This is a genomic window from Pseudoneobacillus rhizosphaerae (genome assembly GCF_917563885.1).
Classification (GTDB): Bacteria; Bacillota; Bacilli; order Bacillales; family Cytobacillaceae; genus Pseudoneobacillus; species Pseudoneobacillus rhizosphaerae.
Genome location: NZ_CAKJTG010000010.1, coordinates 181,060 through 187,239, shown reverse-complemented (window position 1 = coordinate 187,239; position 6,180 = coordinate 181,060). Strand labels below are relative to the sequence as shown.

The window sequence follows — 6,180 nt, the reverse complement described above, 5'->3', positions numbered from 1 at the left end:
GGAGGAATACCCAAGTTCGGCTGAAGGGATCGGTCTTGAAAACCGACAGGCGGGTCATACCGCGCGGGGGTTCGAATCCCTCTTCCTCCTCCATTATTTTTTTAGTGACAACTTTATATGTTATTATCGTCGCGGGGTGGAGCACGATCGAATATGCTTCGATGAATAATCATCAGCGTACCGATTGAGCAACATCTTGAATAATCTTCCCGAAATCGGGACGGCCCATAGGAAACATGGGGCATGTGACAACTTTATATGTTATTATCGTCGCGGGGTGGAGCAGCCCGGTAGCTCGTCGGGCTCATAACCCGAAGGTCGCAGGTTCAAATCCTGCCCCCGCAATTATGTATTTTCAAGAAAACCTCTTGAAAATACTTGGTCCGGTAGTTCAGTTGGTTAGAATGCCTGCCTGTCACGCAGGAGGTCGCGGGTTCGAGTCCCGTCCGGACCGCCATTTTTTATCTCAGTAGACTTCTACTGTTTATCTATCTATATTATGTGGCTCAGTAGCTCAGTCGGTAGAGCAAAGGACTGAAAATCCTTGTGTCGGCGGTTCGATTCCGTCCTGAGCCACCTTTTTTCTATTCAATTTAGTTTTTTATAATATGGAGGGGTAGCGAAGTGGCTAAACGCGACGGACTGTAAATCCGTTCCCTTGGGTTCGGCGGTTCGAATCCGTCCCCCTCCACCATTTACTTCAAACATATACTATTATGGCGGTCGTGGCGAAGTGGTTAACGCATCGGATTGTGGTTCCGACATTCGGGGGTTCGATTCCCCTCGGTCGCCCCATTTTTATTTTTAACCAAATAACCTATAATTGGGCTATAGCCAAGCGGTAAGGCATCGCACTTTGACTGCGACATGCGTTGGTTCAAATCCAGCTAGCCCAGCCACTTTTTTAAAGCATAGCTAAGTAATCAGGTAATAGTTAAACATGCGGGTGTAGTTTAGTGGTAAAACCTCAGCCTTCCAAGCTGATGTTGTGAGTTCGATTCTCATCACCCGCTCCATATGGGCCTATAGCTCAGCTGGTTAGAGCGCACGCCTGATAAGCGTGAGGTCGATGGTTCGAGTCCATTTAGGCCCACCAGAATTTTTTGCAAAGCAAAATAATTAAAGTTTTTTGCGAATGCAAAATAACTTTCCTTATGTTCCGCAGTAGCTCAGTGGTAGAGCATTCGGCTGTTAACCGAACGGTCGTAGGTTCGAGTCCTACCTGCGGAGCCATTTTTTTATAATCAATGTACATATTATATAAAAACAAAAAAAGAGGTTGATTCTAATTGAATCAACCTCTTTTTTTAAATCTACCACTATACTAAACTCTTATTAACTTCTTTACCCAAGCGCTTATGGAAAAAAGGAACAACGTATCGGTCAAGCCCGAATTTTCCAGCGTTGTAGCCAGCCACCATAATCAGAACACCCATGATAATATCAGTTGGGTTGTGAGAAATGGTTCCAGATAACATGAAAGCAAAGTTCATTACTACTCCGAAGAAAGCAGCAGCTGTTGTTAAGCAACCAAGAATAAGTCCTAACCCTACTAAAAATTCACCCCAAGGAACTAATACATTGAATAAATCTGCATTTGGAATTGCAAAGTTATCAAGAAAAGATACCCAACCACCATACACCACACCATCAGGACCTTTTACAGGGTTTGCGATCGCTCCTTTTAAAAACCCACTTGCATCAAAGCCACCGGTAATTTTGTGAAAGCCTGCTGTCATCCATTGGTAACCTAAAAATATGCGAATAGCTGCGAATAGAGCGGCTGAAATAGTGTTTTCTCTCAAAAATTTAACTAACATTTTAATCGCTTCCTTTCAAATAATAAAGATTGATTACACTATCAATATACTAGAAATGTAGTAAATATTGCTGGTGTATTGGTAAATTTCACCAATTTGTAAAAACATATTGTCAAAATTTTGAACTAACATATTTTAGGTGATATCCTTTCATTGACATTATCATTTATTTTTGGAAGAATTATTTGTAATAGAGTTTAAAGGAGGAAAGCAAAATGACGAATAGTTTACAAGCTACAACCACATTACATAACGGCGTAAAGATGCCGTGGTTTGGGTTAGGTGTATTTAAGGTTCAAGAGGGCTCGGAAGTGATTGAATCTGTCAAGGTTGCTATCCAACATGGATATAAAAGCATCGATACTGCAGCGATTTATAGAAATGAAGAAGGTGTTGGACAGGGGATTAGGGAATCTGGAGTTCCAAGAGAAGAATTATTTATTACCTCTAAAGTATGGAATTCTGATCAAGGGTATGAATCAACACTACAAGCTTTTGAAACTAGTTTAAATAAACTTGGTTTAGATTATCTGGATTTGTATTTAATTCATTGGCCAGGTAAAACCAAATACAAAGAAACTTGGAAGGCGCTTGAAAAGTTATACAAAGATGGGCGTGTTCGAGCTATCGGAGTAAGCAATTTTAAAATTCATCATTTAGAAGATTTAATAAGTTCGGCAGAGATTAAACCAATGGTAAATCAAGTGGAATTCCATCCGCACTTAACTCAAAAGGAACTGCTAGCTTTTTGCCAAAGAGAAGGAATACAGCTGGAAGCATGGTCACCGTTAAAACAGGGTGAATTATTAAGTGACCCGACCATTAATGAAATTGCCGCAAAGTATCAAAAATCAGCTGCACAGATCATTTTGCGTTGGGATTTACAAAATGGAGTCGTCACTATTCCAAAATCAATCAAAGAACAACGAATCGTTGAAAATGCAAACATCTTTGATTTCGAACTATCAGTAGAAGACTTGGAAAAAATCGATGGTCTTAATAAAAATGAACGAGTAGGATCTGATCCAGACACAATGGTTGCTGGATTTAATAACTAAAAAACTTTAACACAGTAAAGCGCTGGGGGACAGTCCCCTAGCGCTTTACTGCGTTAAAGGGTGGGTGATAAATGGGATAAAGTGATATAATTGTGTTAACTAATTATGAGTTTTAAAGAGTAGAGGGGAAATGATGAAAAATATCAAAGAAAAACGATACGAAACTGATTTATATGAGCCTATTCGGAGATATTTTTCAAAAAACGGCTATGAAGTACATGGTGAAGTACACCATTGTGATATCGCAGCTGTGAAAGAAAATGAGCTGATATTGATTGAAATGAAGCTTAGTTTGACGGTGGACCTTCTAATCCAAGCGACCAAACGCCAGCGCTTAACCGACCAGGTCTACATTGCCATACCTAAGCCTAAACGACTAACCTCTAAAAAATGGTACGATCTCTGTCATTTAGTAAAAACCTTAGAGCTTGGCTTAATTCTAGTCAACTTTCTAAAAAGTGGCGCTAAAATGGAAATAGTCATTGAACCATCTCCCTTTGATAGAAAGAGAATTATGCAACGAAATAAGAAAAAACGAGAAAGGCTTTTAGCCGAAATAAAGGGAAGAAATGGTGACCACAATGTTGGTGGCAGTAATAAGACTAAGATTATGACAGCTTATAAAGAGAATTGTATTCAAATTGCCTACCTCCTCGAGATTAATGGTCCATCATCCCCAAAAGCACTCCGCCAAATTGGCACGGGTGACAAGACTCTATCAATCCTTACAAAAAATTATTACGGCTGGTATGAGAAAATTGAACGAGGGATATATGCAATCAGCGAAAAGGGGAAAAAGGAAATTACTGATTTCCCTGAGATCATACAGTACTTTTCGGAAGTAAAGCTTGAATCTGACGAGTAACAATTCTAAAGAAAAAAAGAGATAGAGCAGGGATGCTACATCTCTTTTTTAGTTAATATAATAGTTTCCTAAAGGAAATTTAATGATGAATTTAGTACCCTTTCCTTCCAAACTTTCCACTTGTATTTTACCTTTCATCGAATGGATAATTTGGTAAGAAACCGTAAGACCTACCCCTGTACCTTTATCTTTCGTTGAATAGAACGGTGTACCTATATATTTTAACTGTGTTTTAGTCATCCCATGTCCATTATCCGAAATGTCAATTACTATTTCATCTTCCGTTGTATAAGCATTTACGATAATGATGCCGCCTTGGTCAACGGCTTCAATTCCATTTTTCAAAATATTGACAAGTACTTGCTTGATTTCATCTTTTAATCCTTTAATATATAACGAATTCTCAATCGAAGATTCAATGGTTACGTTATTGATATTTGTATAGGAGGTCATTAATTCAATGGTACTCTTAATTTCTTCTGCTAAATTAATAATCGCTGGATTTTTATCATTAGGTTTCGCTAGAGAAAGGTAGTCGTTAATAATATACTGTGCGTGCTCTAATTCCTTTAAGGAGATGTCGATGTATTTTCTTTGTTTGCTATCCAAATTTTCATCTGTTCTTATTAGCTGTAGAAAGCCTCGGACAGAAGTCATTGGGTTTCTTACTTCATGTGCAACAGACGCTGCAAGTTGACTAATCACATTAAGTTTGTCAGCCCGTTGTAATTGGCTTTGAATCCTCATTTGTTGATCTAAATTTTCTATAATAAAAAATATAGTTATTAACGTGAACCAAGTGATAAGTCCAAATGTTAGCATAAAAGGAATCTGATCAAACTGTCCTGTTTTTAACAAGGTAATTCCCCTCGTACAAGCGATGAACCAATAAAGGGAGCTAACAAGGATCATCTTCGTTCTAAACTTAAAGCTATCAAACTTACGATAAATGAGTATTAGTAGAAATGCTAAGATGAAATAATTAATAAAAGTAATATAAAAACCTGGTCCTCCAATGATTAACCTATAAATCAACATAGCTGACAATGTAATAGTGCCTTGTAAGAGCCCGGCATATAAAAACGAAATCATAATCGGGATAACCCTGAAGTCATAAATATAACCATTTTTGTATTCGATTGGGTAAGACATCGTACAAAATAACATGAATAAAACAATCAAGGCAAATTTCGCATTAGTTTTTTTTCGACCATTATGATTCTCTTGTAAATATAAATGATAAAAAAAGATGGGAAAAAGAACGATTAAAACATGATAAAGGAATTGACCGAAATAATTAAACATATAAATGTCCCCTATTTGTAAGAGTATATTACTAGTTAAATTCTACTAAAAAACAAAAAAACCTCTAAATATTATAGGTATAAAGTATCGATTAGTTAAAAAAAATGATCTTGGACTGGACCCATTCTATGAGTTAGTTGTCTATGATTAACAATGGTAGCTATTGTTAATCCCTCCAATCTGCTATACTAGCTTATTCCTTTTATGTTATGATTCGACATATTAAGACAATAATATTTCTTTCCATTGTAAGAGTAGGGGGGATTAATGATGAATATAGAAAACTATGAAATGGCAAAGAAAGAAGCCTTTTCCAGAGATAAAGAAACAGCTGCGGCATTAGCATTAGGTTCTAATAAGAGGACTGGTCTAGTTTTTCCAGTTTTCGTAAGATTATTTAAATTACGAGTGTTTATGTTTGTTATTTTACTAGCGTTTATCGTTAGTTTTAGCACTTTTTTCTATTTTAAATTTTTTTCGGATAATACCTATAAAAATGAAACATTTAGTATAGTTGAGAGCGTTCAAGAACTAGCGACACTCGCAACGGCAGAAGCTGTTGTGACTACGATTGTGAAGGAAGAAGATAATAAGCTTTTTAATCAAGAGATTAGTATGAACCTGCCAGGTACAAAACGCACTCTGCTATTAATTGTTCCTGCTACAGTCATTGCTGGGGTCGACTTAACATCAGTAACGGATGAAAACATAAAGATTAATGAGGATAGAAAAGAAATAACCCTTACGATTCCACGAGCAACCCTTATTCAAGAGCCTTCAATTCAAATGGATAAAGTGCAGACTTACTCTGAAGAAGGACTCTTTCGAAGTGAGGTTCATTGGGATGAAGGCTATGATCTTGCAGCAAAAGCTACGATTGAGATTAAGAATGAAGCTATTCAAATGGGTTTATTAACAAAAGCGGAAGAAAGTGCTGAAAAAGTTCTTAGCTCTTTCTTTAGTCATTTAGGATATACGGCAAAAATTCAGTTTAAATAGTTTAAAGGGCAGCAGTCTTCGGACTACTGTCCTTTCTATTTTTGGGAATAAGAATTAAGTGATTATTTGTTGTAACAAGTAAATAGTCTTATAATTAATCTATGAATGAAAGTATAAAAAAATTTTCCACAAA

The 6,180-nt window shown here is 36.8% G+C and carries 5 protein-coding genes and 10 tRNA genes; 13 read left to right on the top strand and 2 right to left on the bottom strand.

Annotated features, from left to right (window positions below):
* From LRP83_RS11185 to LRP83_RS11140, 10 genes are all read left to right on the top strand, one after another.
* Positions 1-93, top strand: a tRNA-Ser gene (locus tag LRP83_RS11185).
* A 178-nt stretch (positions 94-271) separates the two neighbouring features.
* Positions 272-345: transfer RNA gene (locus LRP83_RS11180), tRNA-Met, on the top strand.
* A 35-nt stretch (positions 346-380) separates the two neighbouring features.
* Positions 381-457, top strand: a tRNA-Asp gene (locus tag LRP83_RS11175).
* A 46-nt stretch (positions 458-503) separates the two neighbouring features.
* A tRNA-Phe gene (locus LRP83_RS11170) sits at positions 504-576 on the top strand.
* 34 nt (positions 577-610) lie between these two features.
* Positions 611-694, top strand: a tRNA-Tyr gene (locus LRP83_RS11165).
* A 25-nt stretch (positions 695-719) separates the two neighbouring features.
* Positions 720-795, top strand: a tRNA-His gene (locus tag LRP83_RS11160).
* A 29-nt stretch (positions 796-824) separates the two neighbouring features.
* A tRNA-Gln gene (locus LRP83_RS11155) sits at positions 825-899 on the top strand.
* Positions 900-942: 43 nt separating this feature from the next.
* Positions 943-1,016 (top strand) — tRNA-Gly (locus LRP83_RS11150).
* Between the two features lie 3 nt (positions 1,017-1,019).
* Positions 1,020-1,096, top strand: a tRNA-Ile gene (locus LRP83_RS11145).
* Between the two features lie 62 nt (positions 1,097-1,158).
* A tRNA-Asn gene (locus LRP83_RS11140) sits at positions 1,159-1,233 on the top strand.
* 86 nt (positions 1,234-1,319) lie between these two features.
* On the opposite strand, the gene LRP83_RS11135 is transcribed toward LRP83_RS11140, so the two are convergent.
* Entirely contained in the window at positions 1,320-1,820 is a 501-nt protein-coding gene (locus LRP83_RS11135) for a DoxX family protein (RefSeq protein ID WP_230496772.1), read from the bottom strand.
* Between the two features lie 215 nt (positions 1,821-2,035).
* On the opposite strand from LRP83_RS11135, the gene LRP83_RS11130 reads away from it, so the two are divergent.
* Positions 2,036-2,878 (top strand): aldo/keto reductase, encoded by an 843-nt coding sequence (locus LRP83_RS11130; protein WP_230496771.1) that lies wholly within the window; start codon positions 2,036-2,038, stop codon positions 2,876-2,878.
* A 130-nt stretch (positions 2,879-3,008) separates the two neighbouring features.
* The gene (locus tag LRP83_RS11125) at positions 3,009-3,743 is read left to right on the top strand and encodes a DUF2161 domain-containing phosphodiesterase (protein ID WP_354002341.1); all 735 of its coding nucleotides are present in this window, start codon (positions 3,009-3,011) and stop codon (positions 3,741-3,743) included.
* A 48-nt stretch (positions 3,744-3,791) separates the two neighbouring features.
* On the opposite strand, the gene LRP83_RS11120 is transcribed toward LRP83_RS11125, so the two are convergent.
* Entirely contained in the window at positions 3,792-5,048 is a 1,257-nt protein-coding gene (locus tag LRP83_RS11120; RefSeq protein WP_230496770.1) for an ATP-binding protein, read from the bottom strand.
* A 267-nt stretch (positions 5,049-5,315) separates the two neighbouring features.
* Here LRP83_RS11120 and LRP83_RS11115 point away from each other — a divergent pair, with 267 nt between their 5' ends.
* Entirely contained in the window at positions 5,316-6,047 is a 732-nt protein-coding gene (locus LRP83_RS11115; RefSeq protein WP_230496769.1) for a DUF4230 domain-containing protein, read from the top strand.
* Positions 6,048-6,180 lie beyond the last annotated feature (133 nt).